Consider the following 19,541-nt stretch of genomic DNA (forward strand, 5'->3'; position numbering starts at 1 on the left):
CCGTACCGAGGGGTGGTACGGAGCGGCCCGCATGCTGGGCGGGACCGGTCAGCCGGTCTTCTCCAGGACGCTCTGGTCGCGCTGGGTGACCTGCGGGTTCCGGCTCTTGAGCACGGCCCAGCCGATGCCGAGGACGACGGCCCAGCCGGCCATCACGTACAGGCAGATCCGCGCCTCGGAGTCGTAGGCGATGAGGCCGGTGACGAAGAGCAGGAACACGACGGCGATCCAGCTGCACACCGAGCCGCCCGGCGCCGGGAACGACGAGGCGGGCAGGCGCCCGGCGACGACGGCCCGGCGGTACAGGATGTGGCTGATCAGGATCATCAGCCAGGTCCAGATGCCGGCCGCGGTGGCGACGGAGGTGACGTAGCCGAAGGCCTTCTCCGGGACGACGTAGTTCAGGACCACGCCGATGCCCATGAAGAGCACCGAGACGGTGATGCCGAAGGCGGGCGTCTTGGAGGCGGAGAGCCTGTTGAAGACCTTGGGGGCCTCGCCGTTGTCCGCGAGGCTGCGCAGCATGCGGCCCGTGGAGTACATGCCCGAGTTGCAGGAGGACAGGGCCGCGGTGAGGACGACGAAGTTGACGATGCCGGCGCCGGCCGGGATGCCGATCTGCGCGAAGGCCTCGACGAAGGGGCTCACGCCCGCGCTGAAGCTCGTCCACTTCACCACGCACAGGATGACGGTGAGGGCGCCGACGTAGAACAGGGCGATGCGCCAGGGCAGGGTGTTGATCGCCTTGGGCAGGGTCTTCTCGGGGTTCTCCGACTCACCGGCCGTGACGCCGACCAGTTCGACGGCGAGGTAGGCGAACATCACGCCCTGCAGGGTCATGAGCGAGGAGCCGATGCCCTTGGGGAAGAAGCCGTCGAAGGCCCACAGGTTGGAGACGGCGGCGGTGTCGCCGGCGGAGCTGAAGCCGAAGGTGAGGACGCCCAGACCGATCACGATCATGCCGATGATGGCGGTGACCTTGACCATCGAGAACCAGAACTCGATCTCGCCGAAGAGCTTCACCGAGATCAGGTTGGCCACGAACAGGACGACCAGGAAGACGAGTGCCGTCACCCACTGCGGAATCGCCGGGAACCAGTAGTTGACGTAGATCGCGGCGGCGGTCAGCTCCGCCATGCCGGTGACCACCCACAGCAGCCAGTACGTCCAGCCGGTCAGATACCCGAAGAACGGGCCGAGGAATTCGCGGGAGTACTCGGCGAACGAGCCCGACACCGGGCGGTAGAGCAGGAGCTCCCCGAGCGCCCGCATGATGAAGAAGATGATCACGCCCGCGAGGGCGTACATCACGATCAGGCTGGGTCCCGCCTTGGCGATGTTCGCCCCGGCCCCCAGGAAGAGGCCGACGCCGATGGCGCCGCCGATGGCGATCATCTGGACCTGACGGCTGTTGAGCCCGCGCTCGTATCCCTCTTCGGGGGCGTCGCCGCTCACGGCCTCACTGCCGTCGTACTTCTTTCCGACCTGCGATGAGGTCATTCTTGGTGCGCCTTTCTCCATGTCGATCCGAGCCGTGCGGCGGCTTCGGATCGGGTCCCGATCCCCCCGGATGATGGAGCTGTCTGCCGTGCCGGCGGTCAGCCGGCTGGGTGGCGCACCCGGCGGGGCATGGGTGGTGTCCCGTCGGGCGATCGTGAAGATCTATCACGGCTCGCGAGATGATCGACGGCAGCGCGTGTGGCGCACTCCACAGAGAAAAGCGGACGAAAAGCGCTTGCAGGTGCGAACGGCCACATCGTGGTGACTGGATCGTTATGCGGATTTGAGTACCCGCTGAGCGAACAGAAGGGGACGAGCCGCCGAACGGCCCGCGACCGTCGGCCGCCGAACGGCCCGGAACGGCGGACCGCCGGACGAGCCGCGGCGGCGGACCACCGGGCGGGACGTCGGGTGACCCGGCGTGACAGGCCGCCGGATGACCCAGGGCGGCAGGGCGCCGCCGGCGGCTCGGGACGGCAGGCCGCGCCGGACGCCTCGGCGGGCCGCCCGGCGGCCCGGGGCGGCATCGCGGACGGCCCGGGGCGGGCGGGTCGCCGCCGGGGGCTCAGGGCAGCAGCGTCTCGACCAGCGTCTCCTGCAGGCCGCCCAGCCACAGGTAGGCCATCACCATCGGCTTGCGCGGGTCCTCGTCCGGCAGCCGGTACATCAGGTCGGTGTCCTCCTCGTCGACGATGTCGAGCCGGGAGGCGAGGGCGAGCCGCAGGTCGTTGAGGGCGCCCAGCCACTGCCGGGACTCCTCGGCGGAGAGCTTCAGCACCGCGCCGCCGTCGCCCGCGAGGGTCAGCGCGTCCAGCGAGCGGACCACCGCGAGGGCGTTCTCCCGCTTGCCGGCGCGCAGGTCGTTCTCGGTGAAGCGGCGGAACTCCGAGGAGGCCGCGCGCTGCTCCTCGGCCTCCCCGGGCGACTCCGCCTCCCCGCCGGGACCGCCGTACGCGTCGGGGAACAGCCGTCGCAGGACCGGGTCCTTGGGCGGCTCGGTCGGTCCCTGCGCGAACAGCTCGGCGAGCGGGTCGTCGGGGGCGTCCTCGGCGGGCCCGGGGCCGATCAGCTCCAGGAGCTGCACCGCGAGGGAGCGGATGATGGAGATCTCGACCTCGTCGAGTGCGACGGCCGCGCCGCCGCCCGAGATCCGTTCGAATTGTCCAGGCATGAAGTGAGTTCGCTGCTTCCGGTTCTTCCGGTCCTGGCGGCCGCGGACGGCGCTACTTGCGGTCCTGCTGGAGGGTGGCCCACAGCCCGTAGCCGTGCATGGCCTGCACGTCGCGCTCCATCTCCTCGCGGGTGCCGCTGGAGACCACCGCCCGCCCCTTGTTGTGCACGTCGAGCATGAGCTTGGTGGCCTTGTCCTTGGGGTAGCCGAAGTACGTCTGGAAGACGTACGTCACATAGCTCATGAGGTTGACCGGGTCGTTGTGGACGATGGTGACCCAGGGGAGGTCCGGCTCCGGTACGGCGGAGACCTCCTCCACCGACTCGGTCTGCTCGATCTCTAGGGGTGCGGGAGCCGTCACAGTGCCCATGCTGCCACTTGGGGTGGGGTCGCGCACAAACGGAGCCCAGAAATCGTCAAAGTGACGAGATTGGCGTAGCATCCCCGCCATGAACACTGCGGACCTGGGGCTGCCGGTGGACGTGCCGTCGACAGCGCTCTTCACGGACCACTACGAGCTCACGATGCTGCAGGCCGCGCTGGCGGGGGGCACCGCCGACCGCCGCTCGGTCTTCGAGGTCTTCACCCGGCGCCTGCCGGAGGGCCGCCGCTACGGCGTGGTGGCCGGCACCGGCCGGGTGCTGGACGCCGTCGAGAACTTCCGCTTCGACGCGGACGTCCTCGGCTTCCTGCGCGAGCAGCGGGTGGTGGACGACCGGACCCTGGAGTGGCTGTCCGGCTACCGCTTCTCCGGCGACGTCTGGGGCTACCCGGAGGGCGAGGTGTACTTCCCCGGCTCGCCCGTGCTGCGGGTCGAGGGCAGCTTCGCGGAGTGCGTGCTGCTGGAGACGGTGATCCTCTCCATCCTCAACCACGACTCCGCCATCGCGGCCGCGGCCTCCCGGATGTCCTCGGCCGCCGGGGACCGGCCGCTGATCGAGATGGGCGCCCGGCGCACCCACGAGCTGGCCGCCGTGGCCGCCTCCCGGGCCGCCTACGTGGGCGGCTTCGCCAGCACCTCCGACCTGGCCGCGGGCTTCCGCTACGGCATCCCGACGGTGGGCACCAGCGCGCACGCCTTCACGCTGCTGCACGACAGCGAGCGGGACGCCTTCCGGGCGCAGGTGAAGTCCCTGGGCGGGGGCACGACGCTGCTGGTCGACACCTACGACGTGGCCGAGGCCGTCCGCACGGCCGTGGAGGTCGCCGGGCCCGAGCTGGGCGCCGTGCGCATCGACTCGGGCGACCTGCTGCTCGTCGCCCACCGGGTGCGCCAGCAGCTCGACGAGCTGGGCGCCACCCGGACGAAGATCGTCGTCACCTCGGACCTGGACGAGTACGCGATCGCCTCGCTGGCCGCGGCGCCCGTCGACGCGTACGGCGTGGGCACCCAGCTGGTGACGGGTTCCGGCCATCCGACCAGCTCCATGGTCTACAAGCTGGTGGCCCGGGCCGACTCCGCGGACCCGAAGGCCCCGCTGACGCCGGTGGCCAAGAGGTCGTCGAGCGGCAAGACCTCCGTGGGCGGCCGCAAGTGGGCCGCCCGGCGCGTCGACGAGCACGGGACCGCCCAGGCCGAGGTGGTCGGCACGGGCCCCGTCCCGCAGGAGCTCGCCGACCGGCAGCTGCTGGTGAAGCTCGTCGAGGACGGCCGGGTGCTGTCCCGCGAGCCCCTCGACGTGGTCCGCGACCGGCACGCCACGGCCCGCGCGAACCTCCCCCTGTCCGCGACCCAGCTCTCCCGCGGGGAGCCCGTGCTCCCGACGGAGTACGTCTGACCCGGCGGGCGGCCGGAGCGTCACGGAGCCGGCGCGGCTCCGTGACTCCGGGCACACACGGGCCCCTCCAGCCCCTCGACGGGCATGAACGGGCGGCGAGCGGGAATGCACGCAGGGTCCGCCGTGACCCACGGCAGCGCGTTCGAGCCCTCCCGCCCCCGGCTCGCAGTCCCTAGGCTCGGCACCGACGGCCGGGCCCGCACCCACCCGCCGACCCCACAGCCGAAGGACACCGACCATGCGCCGCGCACTGATCGTCGTAGACGTGCAGAACGACTTCTGCGAAGGGGGCAGCCTCGCGGTGGCCGGGGGCGCCGACGTGGCCGCCGCGATCACCGAGCTGATCGCCCAGGCCCCCGCCGGCTACCGCCACGTGGTCGCCACCCGCGACCACCACATCGCCCCGGGCAACCACTTCGCCGACCACCCCGACTACGTCCACTCCTGGCCCGCGCACTGCGTGGCGGGCACCGAGGGCGTGGGCTTCCACCCGAACTTCGCTCCGGCGGTCGCCTCCGGCGCGATCGACGCCGTCTTCGACAAGGGCGCGTACGCGGCCGCCTACAGCGGCTTCGAGGGCGTCGACGAGAACGGCACGCCGCTGGCCGACTGGCTGCGCACGCGCGAGATCGACGAGGTCGACGTGGTGGGCATCGCCACCGACCACTGCGTGCGCGCCACCGCCCTGGACGCGGCCCGCGAGGGCTTCCGTACGCAGGTGCTGCTCGACCTCACCGCCGGGGTGGCCGAGGAGACCACCGAGCGGGCCCTGGAGGAGCTGCGCGCGGCGGGCGTGGAGCTGACCGGCAAGCCGGTCGTCTGACCCCTCGGCCGGCCTCCCCGCTCCCTGCGGCGGCCGGCTAGACGCCCTGCGGTGCCGGCGGTGTCGCCGGGCGGGCGAACAGGGCCCGGATCGGGCGCCACAGCTCGGTGACCGCGGCGTCGGCGGCGGGCGGGGTGCGCCATATCAGGCCGTCCGGGTGGTGCAGCACCGCCGTGATCTCGTCCGGCGTGGGCGGCTCGGTGTTGCCGCGCAGGTAGACGGCGCGCAGGCCGAGGTTGCGCAGCCGGGTCAGCGCGCGGGCGCGGTTCCCGGCGTGCACGAGGACGCGCACGGGGTCGCCCCCGGGGAGCGGGCTGGGCAGGTTCAGTGCCACCACGACCGTCCCGTTCGGCAGTCTGCTGAAGCCTCCTGCGGCCATGCGGTCATCCCCTCGTGCGCTGCGGTGTCAATAAGCGGGTCACAGCACGCACCTAAACACGATCGGCCGCGCCCCGCCAAGGGGGTCGCGGCCGATCATGCTCTGACCAGGGAAAACGTAAAACTACTTGGTCGACGGACCCACCTGGACGGTGACCGTCGAGCCGTCGCGCGGCTCCTTGACGATCTTGATCCGGGTGTTGGTGTCAGTGACCTTCACACTGCCGGTCGGGTTCGCCCCGTCGTAGTACGAGCCCTTGCGGTCGTCGAAGACCGAGACGCCCTTCTGCGACTTGACCTTCAGCGCCTTGCCGGCGTTGTGCAGCGTGAACGCGTCGGTCCGGTAGGTGCTGAACGTCGAGTCGAAGGTCTGGATCTTGTTCCGCATCAGCGTGCCGTCCGACCACTTCATGGCCTTCGGGTGCGCGTCCACCGGCAGGATCAGGCCCTGGCCCGGGTGGTCGGCGGTGTTGTTGTCCGCCTGGGAGGTGTCCCACAGCGAGATCAGCAGACCGTTCTGGTACGGGTAGTGCTCCACCCAGTCCGGGCGGGTCGTCGAGAAGCCGAAGTTGTACGGGCCGACCTGGAGGGTCTTGTCGTACGACACGTACTGGCGGTTCTCGGCGATGTAGAACTGCGGGTAGTCCTTCGTGAACGAGGCGCCGACCCGGGAGAAGCCGTCGGCGGTCCAGGCGGCGTCCGCGGTCTCGGCGTCGTCACCGAAGAGCGTCGCGCCGTCGGCCGTCACGGAGATCTCGTCGGCCGTGAAGCCCTTCTGGGCCACGCCGCCGTCCGTCTGGTAGCGGAAGCGCAGGTCTATCTTCTTGCCCGCGTAGGCGTCGAGGGAGAAGGCGAGCTTCTTGTACGCGTCGACGCTGCCGGTCAGCGCGGGCTTGTCGGCGCCGTCGCGCGGGATCGCCGCACCGTCGGCCGTGCCGTCCAGGGCGGTCCAGTTGGCGCCGCCGTCGGTGGACACCTCGGTGTAGAGGTAGTCGTAGCCCTCCTCGATGTCCCACCAGCCGTCGAGCGACAGCGAGGCGGAGGACTTGCCGGTGAGGTCCACGGACCGGGTCAGCGTGTTCTTCAGGTCGTCACCGCTGCCGCTCCACCACTGGGTGGCGCCCTGGGCGGGCGTCACGACCTCGGTGGTGACCTCCTTGTCGGGCAGCTCGACGACCAGCGCCTGCTTGTTCTTGGTGTTGTACTCGGCCACGCCCAGCGTGTGGGTGGACTTCTTGCCGGCCTGGGCCACGTCGTAGTTCAGCCAGCCGAGCTGCAGCTTGTCCCAGGCGTTCATGTCGCCGGGCAGGTCGCCGATGGCTTCCTTGCCGGTGCCGAGCCAGGAGCCGGACGACATCAGGGTCCAGAAGCCGGTGCCGTTCTCGCCGCCGTTGGTGTCGTACTCGTCCGGCAGGCCGAGGTCGTGGCCGTACTCGTGGGCGAAGACGCCGAGTCCGCCGTTCTCCGGCTGGATGGTGTAGTCGCCGACCCAGATGCCGCTGTCGCCGATCTGCGTGCCGCCGAGCTTGTTGCCGGCCGGGCCGGTGGAGCCGGCGTCGGTGCCGAACGCGTACCAGCGGTGCGCCCAGATCGCGTCCTCGCCCTGCGCGCCGCCGCCCGCGGACTCGTCCTCGCCGGCGTGCACGATCTGGAAGTGGTCGATGTAGCCGTCGGGCTCGTTGAAGTCGCCGTCGCCGTCGAAGTCGTAGCGGTCCCACTGGTCGTACTGGGCCAGGTCCGCCTTGATGTCGGCGTCCGACTTGCCGGCCGCCTCCTGGTCGGCGACCCACGCGGTCACGCCGTCGGCGACGGCGTTCCAGGCGCAGGTGTCGGGCACGCACTTGTTGGAGCCGTAGCGGGCCTCGTTGTAGGGCACCTTGACCCAGTCGGAGACCTCGCCCTCGACCGAGTAGCGGCCCGAGGACTGCTTCTCGTAGTACTTCTTCAGCGACTCGGTGTCCTTGCCGGCGCCGAAGTACAGGTCCTCGTAGTGCTTCTGGTCGTAGTCGGCCTTCCAGTCCGTGCTGTTGTCCGTGGCACGGTCCGGCGCGGCTATCTGGTTGTGCAGCGGGCCGGGAGTGCCGCCGTACCTGCTGTCGACCTTGTCGCCGAACTCGACCAGGATCGTGAAGATCTTGTCGGTCTTCTCCCGGCCCAGCTCGACGTACTTGTTCTTGCCCTTGAGCTTGACGACCTTCGAGCCCTTGCGGTCGGTCGCCTTGGCCTCGCCGGATATGACCTGGTTCAGGGCCTCCTGGCGCTGGGCCTCCTGGGTCTTGCTCAGCGGGCCGTCGAAGTCGTGCTCCTTGGCCTTCTCCGGCTGCGGGTCGCGCCGGTCCACCTGAGCGGGCGCCGAGCCGTCGGCCGCCTGCGCCACCGCGAAGGTGGAGAAGCCGGCGGTGGCCGCGGCGAGCGCGACTCCCACTGCGGCCGTTCTGAACGTCCAGGGTCTGCTGGTCACTTGATGTCCTCCCCCGCGCCCGGTCGCGCGGATGGAGGGGCCTCTTGGGGTGGGTCCGCGCGCGGTATACGCGTGTCAAGTGACGACATTCGATCGAATTTACGAGAGAAAAGACAGACTTGACTTGTGCAGGCCAAGTGCACTATACGCAGGGTCAACTGTCCGTCATCCGGACGTTCACGCGTCCGCACCGGCCCGCCCCGTGACCTCCCGCGCCCTCGCACCGGGCGCGTTCGAACGCCCATGTGGCGGATGCGCATGAATCCGTGCGCCCCCCGTGCACCGGCACCGCTGGTAAGGCGCCGCTTACTCGTTGTTCCCCTCGGGCATGCAGGCGAATAGAGTCGATTGGCGGAGTACCGGTACACACCGGCGACGCCAAGCCGACAGCGTTGTCGTGCACCGATTTCTGTCCGCGCACTCCCCCATCGAGAGGCACGGGGGGAGTTCCACCCCTGAGGACGGATTGCCATGCCTCGTCCGACCGTCATCCAGCTCGTCTACGGTTCCTGCACCGTGGTCCTCTCGACGCTGGCCATGCTGCTGCTCTCCGGGACGACCTCGGTCCCCGCCATCGCGGTGATAGCGGTCTCGGCGCTCATCCTGGGACTGCTGGTCGCCTGGACGGTGCCCCTGCCGAAGCCGGAGGCGGAGAAGGCCGCGCCCGCCGAGCGCGAGCGCGTGCCGGTCCCCGCGTCCGCCAGGGAACCCGCGAACCCCTGACCCCTCGTACGGGCGACATCCGGAACGGCGGACCCGTACGCACCGGAGCCCGCCGTTCCGTACGATCCCCGCGGCGGCTCCCGCGCCGCGTCCCGCCCGCCCGGCCCGGACATCCCGGACGCTTCGCCCGCCGGGTCGTCAAGCGGTGCTCACCACCACGGTCCTGGCCGCCTTGTCGTGCAGCCCCTGCCGGTAGGGCCGGTCGATGAGGCTCCAGCCGCCCGCGACGGCCGTCCAGACGCAGGCGCAGCAGAAGGCGAACGGCAGCCACAGCGCGAGCGCGCGCACGAGCGCGGTCGGCACCAGCGGGGTGGAGCCGTCCCGGAGGTTCGCCACCCGCAGGCGGAACAGCCTCTTGCCGAGCGTCTGCCCGTCGAGGGAGACCATGAAGGTGTCGTACGCGACGTAGAGGACGGCGGCGATCAGGGACTGCCAGAACCCGTCGTCGAGCCGGACCCCGTTGTCGTCCACCTTGTACTGGTGCACGCCGAAGAGCAGGCACACCAGGTACACCACGACGCCCACGAGGACCATGTCGACGAGCCGGGCGAACACGCGCCTGGCCGGGTCGGCGAGCGGCGGCATCCCGGCGAGCGGGTCGCCGCCGAGGGGGCCGCCGCCGAACGGGTCGCCGCCGTACGGCGGAAGCGGGGAGCCGTAGGGGGAACCGCCGCCCGGCGGAGGCGGGTTGCCGTACGGCGAGCCGCCCGGCGGGGGCGGCGTGTCGTACGGGGAGCCGCCGCCGGGCGGAGGCTGCCGCTTCCTGAACGGGTCGTCGTCCGGGGGCTGCCCGGGGTCGGAGGGCGGCGGTTCGGTGCTCATGGCCCGAGTCGACCGCGAACCGGTGGCCTCCGCATCCGGCGGGCGGCCGTCCGGGGTACCCTCCCGTCCGGTACGGAACCGGTCCCGCCGGGCGGGCCGGAGCGCGGCTCCGGTGCCGGTCAGCCCGCCACGAAGGTGTGGGCCGCCTTGTCGTGCCAGCACTGGCGCCACGGGCGGTCGAACAGGCACCACAGGACGCCCACCACGCCGACGACGAGGACGCCGGGGACGCTGTAGACGAGCCAGCGGCGCAGGGCCGCGCCGAAGGACGGCGGTTCGTGGCCCTCGATGTCGCGGACCTCCAGGCCGCACAGTTTCTTGCCGAGGGTGCGGCCCCACCTGGCGGTGGGCAGCGCCTCGTAGACGACGCCGAAGAGCAGCAGGACGGCCAGGACGATGCCGAGGTAGACGCCGGTGGTGCCGTCGATCAGCCACACCGTGACGGTCTCGCCGGAGAGCCTGGCCTCCTCGATCTTGCCGTCGACGTGGTCGACCGCCCTGAGGCAGAGCGGCACGGCGGCCGCGCCGGTGACGGCGGCCAGGACGAGGGTGTCCACGAGCCGCGCGGCCAGCCGCCTGCCGAGCCCGGCGGGCCGGGCCGCCGCCTGCGCCCGGGCGGCCGCCTGGAACGGGTCCTCCGTCACCGGCTTCCACGGCACCACGGGCTGACCGCCCTCGGCGCCGGCCAGCCGGTGCACCTGCTGCGCCCAGGACGGCTGCCCGCCGCCGGGGCCGGAGGTCATCGGGCCGACAGGCGCGGCGGACGGCTGCTGCGGCTGCTGCGGCTGGGCGGAGCGGGTGCCCTGCGGGGGCAGGACGGGGCCGTTCTGCCGGGGCGCCGCGGGTGCCGCGGCCTGCGGGCCGATCGGAGGGGCCGGGTCGGCGGCGACGCGGGCCGCGCGCTCCTGGGCAACCTTCTGGGACAGGGCCCGGAACGCCATCGTGCCCTCGGGGGACAGCGAGTCGCGGCGCTCGCCGCCGGCCGCCGCCGCGCCGGAGCCGGCCGCGGGGGCGGAGGCGCCCGCCTGCGGCGCGCCCGACGCGGCCGCCGCACTCGGTGCGGTCGGTGCGTTCGCCGCGGGCGTGCGGCTTCCGCCGGCCGCGTCGGGCCCGGCCGCGGACCCCGTGCCGGCGGCAGCGGGCCGGGCCGGGCCGGTCGGGCGGCGGAAGACGAACGTGCCGTCGGAGGCCGGGGGCCGCTCGGCGGGGGCGTCGTCCGCCGTGGGGCGCCGGAAGGTGACCGTGCCGTCCGTGCGCCCGGAGTCGTCTCCGGGCCGGGCCGGTTCCGCGGGCACGCGGGGGTCGGCGCCCTGCGGCGCGCCCCAGGACACCCGGTGGTCCTGGTCGCCGCCGAAGCCGGACTGCCGGGAGCGGTCGGCGCCCCAGGCCGACGCGGGCTCGGGACGGCTGCCGTGCCCGGCGTCGGCGGGCGCCGCGGCCGGCGGGTCCTCGTCGAAGAAGTGCGGGCCCGTCTCCTCGGTCGACGCGGACGCGGGCGCGGAGGCGGCGGGCGTCGCGGACGCGGGCACGGAGGCGGCGGGCGTTGCGGACGCGGGCACGGAGGTGGCGGGCGTCGCGGGCGGGGGGTCCGCGGGTGCCGGTGCCGCGGGCGCGGACGGGGCCGACGCGCCGGGCGGCGCCGGGAGCGGCGTGCCGTCGGACGGCGCCGGACGGCTGGTGCCGGGCACCCAGGCCGTGCCGTTCCAGTACCGGACGTATCCAGGGATGGACGGGTCCGGGTAGTACCCCTCACGGGGCCTGTCGTCACCGGGTGCCGGGGTTGGGGCGCTCATGTCCGTCGTCCCGTATCTGCTCGGGGGTCATATGGGGTCCCCCACATCTATCAGACGGGACCATCCGCCACGGCCGGTCCCGCCGTACCTCCCCCCTTCGAGCGCCTCTTTGCCACGGATACGGCTCGAAGCCACCTAGGTGTGGGTGCCACCTTTCGGGGGAACTTCGGTCATGTTCTCCGGGTTGCGGGGCACTCGGTCCGCGGGCTCGGAGGGGCTTGCACGCCGGCATCCGGGGCACACGCAACCGGCCGGAAGAAAACCCTCCGAACTCGCGTAATGCTCCGGGTCCCACGCCCTCTCCACTCGTACGGGCCCGAACCCCGAGGCCTTGACCGAGAGAGGAACCGCACGTCATGCACACCGTCGTGGAACGTGAGCTGGAGCTCCGCCTCGTCCTGTCCCCCGAGCGCAGTGTCCCGGTGCCCGCGCGGCTCGGGTACTACACCGACGACCCCTACGCCGTGCACGTCACCTTCCACGTCGGCACCGACCACCCGGTCGACTGGACCTTCTCCCGCGAACTGCTGGTCGAGGGGGTGTTCCGGCCCTGCGGCCACGGCGACGTGCGGGTGTGGCCGACGAAGGTCGCCGGGCGCAGCGTCGTCCTGATGGCGCTGAGCTCGCCCGACGGGGACGCCCTGCTGGAGGTGCCCGCGGCCCAGATCTCGGGCTGGCTGGAGCGCACCCTGCGGGTGGTGCCGCCGGGCACCGAGAGCGAGCGGCTGGCCATCGACGACGGCCTCGCGGAACTGCTCGCGCCGACCCCGGCCGACGAGTTCCGCCTGTGGGACGACTCCAAGGAGAAGGAAGGGGACTGCTGACCCGCCCGGCGGGACCGGGCGGGCCGGGACCGGGCGGGTCGGGACCGGGACGGGCCGGGGCCAGGACGGGGTCAGAAGAGCTTGCCCGGGTTGAGCAGGCCCAGCGGGTCGAAGGCCGCCTTGACCGCCCGCTGCATCTCCAGGCCGACCGGGCCGATCTCCCGGGCCAGCCACTCCTTCTTCAGGACGCCGACGCCGTGCTCGCCGGTGATCGTTCCGCCGAGCTCCAGGCCGAGGGCCATGATCTCGTCGAACGACTCGCGGGCGCGCCGCGACTCGTCGGGGTCGGCGCCGTCGAAGCAGACGGTCGGGTGCGTGTTGCCGTCTCCGGCGTGCGCGCAGACGCCGATGGTCAGGCCGTACTTCTCCGCGATGCTCTCGACCCCCGTGACGAGGGCGGCGAGCTTCGAGCGCGGTACGCACACGTCGTCGATCATCGTGGTGCCCTTGACCGCCTCCAGCGCGGTGAGCGACAGCCGCCGCGCCTGCAGCAGCAGTTCGGACTCCGCCGCGTCCTCCGCGGGCACGACCTGGGTGGCGCCCGCGGCCTCGCACAGGGCGCCGACCGCGGCGAGGTCGGCGGCCGGGTCGGGGGTGTCGAAGGCGGCGAGCAGCAGCGCCTCGGTGGTCTCCGGCAGGCCCATGTGCGCCAGGTCGTTGACCGCCTTGACCGTCGTGCGGTCCATGAGTTCGAGCAGGGACGGCACGTGGCCCTCGGCCATGATCCTGCAGACCGCGTCGCAGGCGGCGGCGGACGAGGCGAACTCGGCGGCCAGCACCAGCTGCCGCGGCGGCCGGGGCCTGAGGGCGAGGACGGCGCGCACGACGACGCCGAGCGAGCCCTCGGAGCCGACGAAGAGGCGCGTGAGGTCGTAGCCGGCGACGCCCTTGGCCGTGCGGCGGCCGGTCCGCAGCAGCCGCCCGTCCGCGAGGACCACGTCGAGGCCGAGGACGTACTCGGCGGTGACGCCGTACTTCACGCAGCACAGGCCGCCCGAGGCGGTGCCGATGTTGCCGCCGATGGTGCACATCTCCCAGCTGGAGGGGTCCGGCGGGTAGGCCAGGCCGTGCTCGTCGACCGCGCGGGAGAGGGTGGCGTTCAGGACGCCGGGCTCGACGACGGCGATCCGGTCGACGGGGTCGATCTCCAGGATGCGGTCCATCTTGACCAGGGACAGCACGATGCAGCCCTCGGAGGCGTTGGCGGCGCCCGACAGGCCGGTGCGGGCCCCCTGCGGGACGACGGGGACGCGCAGTTCGGTTGCCGTGCGCATGACATGCTGGACCTGTTCGACCGTGCGCGGCAGCACCACGACGGCGGGTGCGCCCGCCGCGCAGAAGCTCGCCATGTCGTGGGCGTAGGAGGCGGTCACGTCGGGGTCGGTGAGCAGGGTCTCGGGCGGCAGGCCCGCGAGCAGCCGGTCCACGAGGTTGCCCTGGACCGCGTCCGGTGCGGCTTCGATACGGCTCATGATCACAGCGTGACACCGGCCGCATCCGGTGTGAACCCGTCTGCGCCACCCTCGCGTGCCGGACCGCGTTCCTCCGGCCGGCGTGCGGCGGGCGCCGCGGCCCGGCGGCGGACCGCCGGGCCGCGGCCCCCTGACGCGAGGGGACGTACGGCCGTCAGAGGTTGCCGCGCTTGGCCTGCTCGCGCTCGATCGCCTCGAACAGGGCCTTGAAGTTGCCCTTGCCGAAGCCCATGGACCCGTGCCGCTCGATGAGCTCGAAGAAGACGGTCGGGCGGTCCTGGACCGGCTTGGTGAAGATCTGCAGCAGGTAGCCGTCCTCGTCGCGGTCGGCGAGGATCTTCAGCTCGCGCAGGGTGTCGACGGGGACGCGGGTGTCGCCCACCCACTCCCCCAGCGTGTCGTAGTAGGAGTCCGGGGTGTCCAGGAACCGGACCCCGGCCGCGCGCATGGTGCGCACGGTCCGGACGATGTCGTTGGTGTTGAGGGCGATGTGCTGCACGCCCGCGCCGCCGTAGAACTCCAGGTACTCGTCGATCTGGGACTTCTTCTTGGCGACGGCGGGCTCGTTGATCGGGAACTTGACCTTCAGGGTGCCGTCCGCGACCACCTTCGACATCAGCGCGGAGTACTCCGTCGCGATGTCGTCGCCCACGAACTCCTTCATGTTCGTGAAGCCCATGACCTTGTTGTAGAAGCCGACCCACTCGTTCATGCGGCCGAGCTCGACGTTGCCCACGCAGTGGTCGACCGCCTGGAAGGTGCGCTCGGCCGGCGGCTCGACGATCGGGTCGGCGGCCGCGTAGCCGGGCAGGTACGGGCCCTCGTAGCCGGTGCGCTCGACGAGGGTGTGCCGGGTCTTGCCGTACGTGGCGATCGCGGCGAGGACGACCGTGCCGTGCTCGTCCTTGACCTCGTACGGCTCGGCGAGGGGGCGGGCGCCCTGCTCGACGGCGTACGCGAACGCGGCGCGCGCGTCGGGGACCTCGATGGCCAGGTCGACGACGCCGTCGCCGTGCTCGGCCACGTGGTCGGCGAGGAAGCGGCCCCAGTCGGTGGACGCCTTGATGACGGAGGTGAACACGAAACGCGCGGAGCCGTTCTCCAGCACGTAGCTCGCGGTCTCGCGGCTGCCGTTCTCCGGTCCGGAGTAGGCGACCAGTCGCATGCCGAAGGCGGTCGAGTAGTAGTGGGCGGCCTGCTTGGCGTTGCCCACGGCGAAGACGACCGCGTCCATCCCCTTCACCGGGAAGGGGTCGTCCTGCCGCACGGTTCCGGGGGTGTGCCCGAGGGTCTCAGTCATGGCGGCAGATTCCCCCTCTTCCGCAACCTGCGCAATTGTTTGCGCGATCGCTGGGCAAGTTGCACACAGACCCGCCAGTAGGTGCGGTCGATGTGTACAGGATGACCAACGACAGGCCGAGGGGTGGGCTCATGGGGATCGACCGGCTGGACGGCCGGCTCATCGTGCTGCTGGCCCGGGAGCCGCGCATCGGGGTGCTGGAGGCCTCGCGCCGGCTCGGCGTGGCGCGCGGCACCGTGCAGGCCCGGCTCAACCGGCTTCAGTCGAACGGAGTCATCCGGGGCTTCGGCCCCGACATCGACCCCGCGGCACTGGGCTATCCCGTCTCCGCGTTCGCCACGCTGGAGATCAAGCAAGGCCAAGGGGCCCGGGTGCGGGCCCACTTGGACACCGTCCCGGAGGTGCTGGAACTGCATACGACCACCGGTCACGGCGACATGCTCTGCCGGCTCGTCGCCCGTTCGAACGCCGATCTCCAACGAGTGATCGATCTCGTGGTGGGCTTTGATGGCATCGTCCGGGCCTCCACGGCGATCGTCATGGAGAACCCGGTCCCCCTGCGGATCCTCCCGCTGGTGGAGCAGGCCGCGGAGGACCGCGACCGGCAGTGGACGACCGAGCGGCGGGGTGACGGCCTGTGAGCTTCTGGGACTACCTCGGCAACCGCCACCAGCAGCTGTTGAGCGACGCGTTCCAGCACGCCAGCGCGGTGTTCCAGTGCATGGTGCTGGCCACGGTCATCGGCGTGCTCATCGGCGTCGCCACCTACCGCAGCGGCTGGGCGGGCAACATCGCCACGACGGCCACCTCCACCGTCCTGACCATTCCCTCGCTCGCCCTGATCGGCCTGCTCATCCCGGTCGTCGGCCTGGGGGTGGCGCCGACGGTCACCGCCCTGGTGCTGTACGGGCTGCTGCCGGTCGTCCGCAACGCGATCGTCGGGCTGCGCGGCGTCGACCCCTCGCTGGTGGAGGCCGCGCGGGGCATCGGGATGTCGCGGACGGCCCGGCTGCTGCGGGTGGAGCTGCCCCTGGCCTGGCCGCCGATCCTGACCGGCATCCGGGTCTCCACCCAGATGCTGATGGGCATCGCGGCCATCGCCGCCTACGCCTCCGGGCCCGGCCTCGGGAACGAGATCTTCCGCGGCATCGGCTCGCTCGGCAGCAAGAACGCGCTCAACCAGGTGCTCGCGGGCACGCTCGGGATCATCGTCCTCGCGCTGCTCTTCGACGCCGCCTACGTCCTGATCGGACGGCTGACCATCCCGAGGGGGATCCGTGCCTGAGACGACCGAGACCAAGACCGCGACCTCGGAGTCCGGCGCCCGGCCCACGGAGGCGCGGACCACCGGCGCCACCATCGAGCTGGAGAACCTCACCAAGCGCTACCCCGGCAGCCGGGAGCCGGCCGTGGACAGCGTGAACATGGAGATCAGAGCCGGCGAGCTGGTCGTCTTCGTGGGCCCGTCCGGCTGCGGCAAGTCCACCACGCTGAAGATGATCAACCGGCTGATCGAGCCGACCGGCGGCCGCATCCGCATCGGCGGCGAGGACGTCACCCACATCGACCCGGTGAAGCTCCGCCGCAAGATCGGGTACGCGATCCAGTCCTCCGGCCTCTTCCCCCACCTGACCGTCGCGCAGAACATCGCGGCCGTGCCGAAGATGCTCGGCTGGCCCAAGGCGCGGATCAGGGCGCGGGTGGAGGAGATGCTCGACCTGGTGGGGCTCGACCCGGGCGAGTTCCGGAGCCGCTACCCGCGCCAGCTCTCCGGCGGCCAGCAGCAGCGGGTCGGCGTGGCCCGGGCGCTCGCGGCCGACCCGCCCGTGCTGCTGATGGACGAGCCGTTCGGCGCGGTCGACCCGATCACCCGCGACCACCTCCAGGACGAGCTGATCCGGCTCCAGCACGAGCTGCACAAGACGATCGTCTTCGTCACCCACGACTTCGACGAGGCGATCAAGCTGGGCGACCGGATCGCGGTCCTGCGCGAGCGCTCGCACATCGCGCAGTTCGACACCCCCGAGGCGATCCTCACCAACCCGGCCGACGACTTCGTCTCCGGCTTCGTGGGCGCGGGCGCGGCCCTGAAGCGGCTGAACCTCACCCGCGTACGCGATGTGGAGATCACCGACTATCCGACGGTGACCGTCGACGACCCGCTGCAGGAGATCTTCAACAAGCTCCGCTCGTCCGGCACCAACGAGATCCTGCTGCTCGACAAGCGCGGCCGGCCCTACAAGTGGCTGCGCCGCGGCGACCTGATGCGGGCCAGGGGCTCACTGGCGCGGGCGGGCACGCTGGTGCACGACACGGTGACCAGGGACGCCACGGTGCGCGACGCGCTGGAGGCGGTGCTCACCGACAACGCCGGACGCGTCGCGGTGACCGGGCGGCGCGGCGAGTACACGGGCGTGGTCGACATGGAGACGCTGATGAACTCCGTGCACGAGCTGCTGGAGGCCGACCGGCTCGACGCGCTGGAGCACCAGCACGAGCTGCAGGAGGCGCGGTCCCCGCGGACGCACGCCGAGCAGGAGGGCACCGGTCCCGGGGAGGTGCAGGCGTGAGCGGTTCGCGGACGCCGTCCGCAGGGCGCGGCACCCGCCCCGAGGGCGAGTACGAGGTCGAGGGCCTCGCCTTCCGCGACGAGGGCGCGGACGGGGCCGGGGCGGACGAGGCGCAGGACGCCTCCCCGCCGCCCGACGCGGACCGGGAGCGGCGCGTCACCTGGCAGAAGCTGACGTTCCTGCCGCTGGTGCTCGCGGTGGTGCTGCTGGCCACCTGGCTCTGGTTCCGCCAGGCCGACCTGGACCAGCTCTCACGGAACGCGATCGGGGGCGGACAGGTCTGGAAGGCGCTGCGCCAGCACGTGGAACTCACCGTGATCTCCACGTTCTTCGTGCTGATCATCGCGATCCCGCTGGGCGTCCTGCTCACGCGCCGCCCCTTCCGCCGGGCCGCTCCCGTCGCGATGACCGTGGCGAACACGGGCCAGGCCACCCCGGCGCTCGGCCTGCTCGCCCTGCTGGTGATCTGGCTCGGCACCGGCCAGAAGGCGGCCCTGATCGGCATCGTCGTCTACGCCGTCCTGCCCGTGCTGTCCAACACCATCGCCGGGCTGCGGGCCAACGACCCGACGCTGCTGGAGGCGGCGCGCGGCATCGGCATGTCCCCGCTGGGCGTGCTGACCCGGGTCGAGCTGCCGCTGGCCGTCCCGCTGATCCTGGCGGGCGTGCGCACGGCACTGGTCCTGAACGTCGGCACGGCCACCCTCGCCACCTTCGGCGGGGGCGGCGGCCTCGGCGAACTGATCACCGTGGGGATCACCAACCAGCGGATGCCGGTCCTGATGCTCGGCTCGGTCCTCACCGTCGTCCTGGCACTGCTCGTGGACTGGCTGGCGTCACTGGCCGAGCTGGTCCTCAGCCCCCGGGGTCTGGAGGCGCGCGCGTGAGGATGCGACGCACGAGAACGTCCGCCGTGGCCGCGCTGGCCGCCATGGCCCTGCTCGGCACCGCCGGCTGCGGCCTGACCAGCGGCTCCCCCATGGTCGACGAGGTACGGCCGGGCACGGTGGGCCGGGGGCAGCCCCTGAAGGGCGCCGAGCTCACCGTCACCTCGAAGGAGTTCACCGAGCAGCTGATCCTCGGCGCGATCATGGGCATCGCCTTCGAGGCGGCCGGCGCGGACGTCCTGGACCGCACCGGCATCCAGGGGTCCGTCGGCAACCGCGAGGCGGTCAGGACCGGCGAGGCCGACGCGACGTACGAGTACACCGGCACCGCCTGGATCACCTACCTGGGCGAGAGCGAGCCCCTCACCGACGAGCGCGAGCAGTGGGAGGCGGTGCGCGACGCCGACGCCCGCAACGGCCTGACCTGGCTGGAGCCCTCGAAGCTGAACAACACGTACTCGCTGGCGATGAACCGCGAGAACTACGAGAAGTACGGCACGAAGACGCTCTCGGACGTGGCCGAACTGGCCAGGAAGAATCCGGACGCGGTCACGCTGTGCATCGAGGGCGAGTTCGCCAACCGCGCGGACGGCCTGCCGGGCATGGAGAAGAAGTACGGCATGAAGGTGCCGCCGGGCAACCTCACCCAGATGGGCACCGGCATCATCTACACCGAGGCGGCGAAGGGCAGCTGCACCTTCGGCGAGGTCTTCACCACGGACGGGCGCATCAAGGCGATGGACCTGGTGGTGATGGAGGACGACAAGCGCTTCTTCCCGAACTACAACGCCGCCCCCGAGATCAACACGAAGGCGCTGGAGAAGTACCCGGCGATCGCCGAGGTGCTGGCCCCGGTCACCGCGAAGCTGACCAACGACGTCGCCCAGGAGCTGAACGCGAAGGTCGACGTGGACGGCGAGGACCCGCACCAGGTGGCACTGGACTGGATGAAGCGGGAGGGGCTGGTGAAGGAGGGCTGAGACGCGGGCGGGCGACTGCTGTCGCCGGCGCGCGACGGCCGCCGGTCGGCGGCCGTCGG

18 protein-coding genes are annotated in these 19,541 nt (G+C 71.9%); 9 read left to right on the forward strand and 9 right to left on the reverse strand.

The genetic code is table 11. The annotated features are described in order from the left end of the window. Nucleotides 1-48: 48 nt before the first annotated feature. The 3 genes from IE271_RS09630 to clpS all read right to left on the reverse strand — a co-directional run bounded on the left by IE271_RS09630 (nucleotide 49) and on the right by clpS (nucleotide 3,041). Nucleotides 49-1,500 (reverse strand): amino acid permease, encoded by a 1,452-nt coding sequence (locus tag IE271_RS09630; protein ID WP_190189782.1) that lies wholly within the window; start codon nucleotides 1,498-1,500, stop codon nucleotides 49-51. Nucleotides 1,501-2,065: 565 nt separating this feature from the next. Then, nucleotides 2,066-2,671, reverse strand: a complete 606-nt coding sequence (locus IE271_RS09635) for a DUF2017 domain-containing protein (protein WP_190189783.1) — start codon at nucleotides 2,669-2,671, stop codon at nucleotides 2,066-2,068. A gap of 52 nt (nucleotides 2,672-2,723) precedes the next feature. After that, complete coding sequence (gene clpS / locus IE271_RS09640) at nucleotides 2,724-3,041, reverse strand: ATP-dependent Clp protease adapter ClpS (protein ID WP_190189784.1); 318 nt, start codon at nucleotides 3,039-3,041, stop codon at nucleotides 2,724-2,726. A gap of 79 nt (nucleotides 3,042-3,120) precedes the next feature. Here clpS and IE271_RS09645 point away from each other — a divergent pair, with 79 nt between their 5' ends. Together IE271_RS09645 and IE271_RS09650 are read left to right on the forward strand one after the other, a co-directional pair. Next, on the forward strand, nucleotides 3,121-4,449 hold the full coding sequence (locus tag IE271_RS09645; RefSeq protein WP_190189785.1) for a nicotinate phosphoribosyltransferase: 1,329 nt from the start codon (nucleotides 3,121-3,123) through the stop codon (nucleotides 4,447-4,449). Between the two features lie 238 nt (nucleotides 4,450-4,687). Next, complete coding sequence (locus IE271_RS09650; protein WP_190189786.1) at nucleotides 4,688-5,272, forward strand: isochorismatase family protein; 585 nt, start codon at nucleotides 4,688-4,690, stop codon at nucleotides 5,270-5,272. Nucleotides 5,273-5,309: 37 nt separating this feature from the next. Here IE271_RS09650 and IE271_RS09655 read toward each other — a convergent pair whose 3' ends face one another. Then, a complete protein-coding gene (locus IE271_RS09655) occupies nucleotides 5,310-5,651 on the reverse strand; it encodes a hypothetical protein (RefSeq protein WP_190189787.1) in 342 nt (113 codons plus the stop codon). A gap of 123 nt (nucleotides 5,652-5,774) precedes the next feature. After that, nucleotides 5,775-8,111 carry an immune inhibitor A domain-containing protein gene (locus tag IE271_RS09660; RefSeq protein WP_190189788.1) on the reverse strand — a complete coding sequence of 779 codons (2,337 nt, stop codon included), beginning with the start codon at nucleotides 8,109-8,111 and terminating at the stop codon, nucleotides 5,775-5,777. Between the two features lie 471 nt (nucleotides 8,112-8,582). Between IE271_RS09660 and IE271_RS09665 the strand changes: the two genes are divergently transcribed. Then, complete coding sequence (locus tag IE271_RS09665; RefSeq protein ID WP_190189789.1) at nucleotides 8,583-8,834, forward strand: hypothetical protein; 252 nt, start codon at nucleotides 8,583-8,585, stop codon at nucleotides 8,832-8,834. Between the two features lie 138 nt (nucleotides 8,835-8,972). Here the strand turns inward: IE271_RS09665 and IE271_RS09670 are convergent, their stop codons facing one another. After that, complete coding sequence (locus tag IE271_RS09670) at nucleotides 8,973-9,656, reverse strand: RDD family protein (RefSeq protein WP_190189790.1); 684 nt, start codon at nucleotides 9,654-9,656, stop codon at nucleotides 8,973-8,975. Between the two features lie 119 nt (nucleotides 9,657-9,775). After that, nucleotides 9,776-11,449 (reverse strand): RDD family protein, encoded by a 1,674-nt coding sequence (locus IE271_RS09675; RefSeq protein ID WP_190189791.1) that lies wholly within the window; start codon nucleotides 11,447-11,449, stop codon nucleotides 9,776-9,778. Between the two features lie 356 nt (nucleotides 11,450-11,805). On the opposite strand from IE271_RS09675, the gene IE271_RS09680 reads away from it, so the two are divergent. Further along, nucleotides 11,806-12,273 (forward strand): SsgA family sporulation/cell division regulator, encoded by a 468-nt coding sequence (locus tag IE271_RS09680; RefSeq protein ID WP_190189792.1) that lies wholly within the window; start codon nucleotides 11,806-11,808, stop codon nucleotides 12,271-12,273. Between the two features lie 71 nt (nucleotides 12,274-12,344). Here IE271_RS09680 and IE271_RS09685 read toward each other — a convergent pair whose 3' ends face one another. Both IE271_RS09685 and hppD read right to left on the reverse strand, forming a co-directional pair. Beyond that, the gene (locus IE271_RS09685; protein WP_190189793.1) at nucleotides 12,345-13,751 is read right to left on the reverse strand and encodes an FAD-binding oxidoreductase; all 1,407 of its coding nucleotides are present in this window, start codon (nucleotides 13,749-13,751) and stop codon (nucleotides 12,345-12,347) included. 148 nt (nucleotides 13,752-13,899) lie between these two features. Beyond that, nucleotides 13,900-15,045, reverse strand: a complete 1,146-nt coding sequence (gene hppD, locus IE271_RS09690) for a 4-hydroxyphenylpyruvate dioxygenase (protein WP_190189794.1) — start codon at nucleotides 15,043-15,045, stop codon at nucleotides 13,900-13,902. Between the two features lie 131 nt (nucleotides 15,046-15,176). Here hppD and IE271_RS09695 point away from each other — a divergent pair, with 131 nt between their 5' ends. From IE271_RS09695 to IE271_RS09715, 5 genes are read left to right on the forward strand one after another with little or no spacing between them, the layout of a single operon-like run. Beyond that, nucleotides 15,177-15,686, forward strand: coding sequence for an Lrp/AsnC family transcriptional regulator (locus IE271_RS09695; protein WP_190189795.1), 510 nt, complete (start codon nucleotides 15,177-15,179; stop codon nucleotides 15,684-15,686). After that, the gene (locus IE271_RS09700) at nucleotides 15,683-16,330 is read left to right on the forward strand and encodes an ABC transporter permease (protein ID WP_190189796.1); all 648 of its coding nucleotides are present in this window, start codon (nucleotides 15,683-15,685) and stop codon (nucleotides 16,328-16,330) included. The genes IE271_RS09695 and IE271_RS09700 overlap by 4 nt, the downstream gene beginning before the upstream one ends. Beyond that, on the forward strand, nucleotides 16,323-17,615 hold the full coding sequence (locus IE271_RS09705; RefSeq protein ID WP_373308740.1) for a betaine/proline/choline family ABC transporter ATP-binding protein: 1,293 nt from the start codon (nucleotides 16,323-16,325) through the stop codon (nucleotides 17,613-17,615). Before IE271_RS09700 ends, IE271_RS09705 begins: the two co-directional genes overlap by 8 nt. Next, nucleotides 17,612-18,502, forward strand: coding sequence for an ABC transporter permease (locus IE271_RS09710; RefSeq protein WP_190189797.1), 891 nt, complete (start codon nucleotides 17,612-17,614; stop codon nucleotides 18,500-18,502). Before IE271_RS09705 ends, IE271_RS09710 begins: the two co-directional genes overlap by 4 nt. A 2-nt stretch (nucleotides 18,503-18,504) precedes the next feature. Further along, nucleotides 18,505-19,482: a glycine betaine ABC transporter substrate-binding protein gene (locus tag IE271_RS09715; protein WP_190189798.1), complete on the forward strand. Its 978-nt coding sequence runs from the start codon at nucleotides 18,505-18,507 to the stop codon at nucleotides 19,480-19,482. The last annotated feature ends 59 nt before the right edge of the window (nucleotides 19,483-19,541 follow it).

Origin of the sequence: Streptomyces minutiscleroticus, from assembly GCF_014650875.1 — a bacterium.
In the GTDB taxonomy this organism is placed as follows: Bacteria; Actinomycetota; Actinomycetes; order Streptomycetales; family Streptomycetaceae; genus Streptomyces; species Streptomyces minutiscleroticus.